Annotated in this window: 1 protein-coding gene; it reads left to right on the plus strand. The window is 56.7% G+C overall.

From position 1 onward, the window contains the following. The first annotated feature begins 180 nt into the window (after positions 1 to 180). Positions 181 to 1,887: a transposase gene (locus VB144_14105; GenBank protein MEA4884761.1), complete on the plus strand. Its 1,707-nt coding sequence runs from the start codon at positions 181 to 183 to the stop codon at positions 1,885 to 1,887. Positions 1,888 to 2,129: the final 242 nt, after the last annotated feature.

The raw sequence follows: 2,129 nt of genomic DNA on the forward strand, positions 1-2,129 counted from the left end.
CTGACGCTACGATATAGTATCCCAGTTTTCTTCCAGTAGGTCTTGGCCGAGGGTCCCACGCCCTGTGGCCAGCTACTGGATATCAATACACCGCTATGTTCCAATACCTCCCAAAGGTACTGAGCCCTCTCACGTGGAATATGCGCCTCGGAGCGTCATTTGGTTGGAGGTCGCCTAGCCATGGGCGTACGCAGCGCTTCTACACGCTCAATACGCCTCCAGATGGCCCGCAGGGACGATCGCGGCGTCGCGCAGGCTCTATTCAGCCGTAAGGAAGTCGACGCGATCCGCCCTTTGACCTCTGCGGGCGCTCTCGACGCCGTCTTCGTCTTCATGAAGGACATCGGATTCATCGATGCTCTTCAGTCGTTCAATATCCTCGGATACAAGCGGATGATGCTGCCTTTGGCGCATTTCCTTCTGACGTATCTGGCCAAGATCCTCTCCGGCGTGCCGTCTATGAACGCGCTTCCCGAAGTGCTTTTCGCCAACACCGCCCTCATGGAGATGCTCGGGTTCAATGCTCTCATTCTCGAAGAGGGGCTATGCAGGAGAGGCAGCCATCGCCGAGCCCCCGGGAAGAAACCCCCGAGGCCGTTTTCCCCCCAGACCGTGGCCAATGTGCTCGGACGGTTCACCCTCCAAGAGAGCGAAGCGCTCCTGAATCGCTTGATATCCCTGATGGCCAGAGGTTCCCTGCTCGACAGAGAACTTGCCGTGATTATCGATGGCACAGACCTGGTCGTACCTGATGATTTCAAAGATCTCGATGCCTGCGGAACGAGAACTCGAATCGAGAAGATCGTCGGCAAGTCCGGCCAAATCACTGAAGTCGTAGTCGTCGAGCGAGGCTTCAAACTGGTCACGCTCTTTTGTCAGAGACTACGTATTCCCCTCGCCGCCAAGATCGTCAAGATCAACGACCACGAATCGCAATCAACAATGGCGCTGATCGAGCAGGCCAAGGCCAACCTTGAAGGCCGCGCGAGGATCGCTAAGATATACATGGATAGAGGGTTCATCGACGGTCCGACGCTTCATGAAATCGACGAAATGGGCATTACCTTCGTGATCCCTTCAAAGCACACCATGGCCGTAACGACCGACGCCAGGGCCCTCGCCGCATGCGGAAGCGGCCGCGCGGCTTCAAGGCAACGAACCGTGTACAAAGGCCGAGGTAAACGCAAACTGGAAACCAAGCTCAATACCGAACTAGTGGGACTCGAGCGGCTTTGCTCCTATGACCAGTACGCTCCTAATTTCCGGGATCACCACCGCACCCGCAAAGACCATTGCCCAAAGCCCATAAACGCCGTGCTCATCAGGGAGTGGGATGGCAGACGCAGGAAACCCGGCGAAGAACTCGTTTTCTTGACGAATGGCCCCGTAGATGATCCGTTCGTCGTATTTGACGATTACGACGAGCGCAGCCTGATAGAAAACACGCTCCACCGCGAAACGAAACAGTCATTCTCCCTTGGCGCTTTGCCCCAAAAACGAGCGAACGCCCTCTATGCCCACACCTATATGGTTCTGTGCTCCTATGCCATTATCTACGGATACCGACGTTACATGGCCTCCAAAAGCGACGCCGACGCCGCCTTGTGGCCTCCCCAGAACCCGCCGGAATCCCAACCAACCACCCACAGGGCCGCAAACCTCCGAACTCCTCCGCAGCCTTTCCAAGGAATTGGAATGGCCCGATGGCGCCGCCAACTCGCGGCGGAGAATGCAGACAAGGTCATCGTCTTTCTGGACAGCTCATACGGCATTTACGATCTCAATCAACTCGCCGCCCTGACCGGCATCAGGGTCAAGATGACCCAGACCGAGCGCGCTCGAATCAGAGAGGTTCTGGCGCAGTACGGCATAGACTTCCCTCCATAACCTCACAGAACCCTCCTGAAACCCATAACTTAGCGGGAATCGCCCGTCGCGAACTTGGGGCGCCGGTCAGACGCGCCTCGTATCGCCTTCCGCCCCCCAGAATCCACTCCATGCTACACTCATCAAGCCCCACAACCCCAGCAAGAGAATGTATTGCCTGCGTTATTCCCAGGTTCCGGCACGCCCGGACCCGTGCTAATTCCGTATTGTCAATTTGTGGAGCGTAATGTCATGTCGTCAGT

The sequence above is a fragment of the Clostridia bacterium genome (assembly GCA_034926675.1).
Lineage (GTDB): Bacteria > Bacillota > DTU025 > DTU025 > DTU025 > JAYFQW01.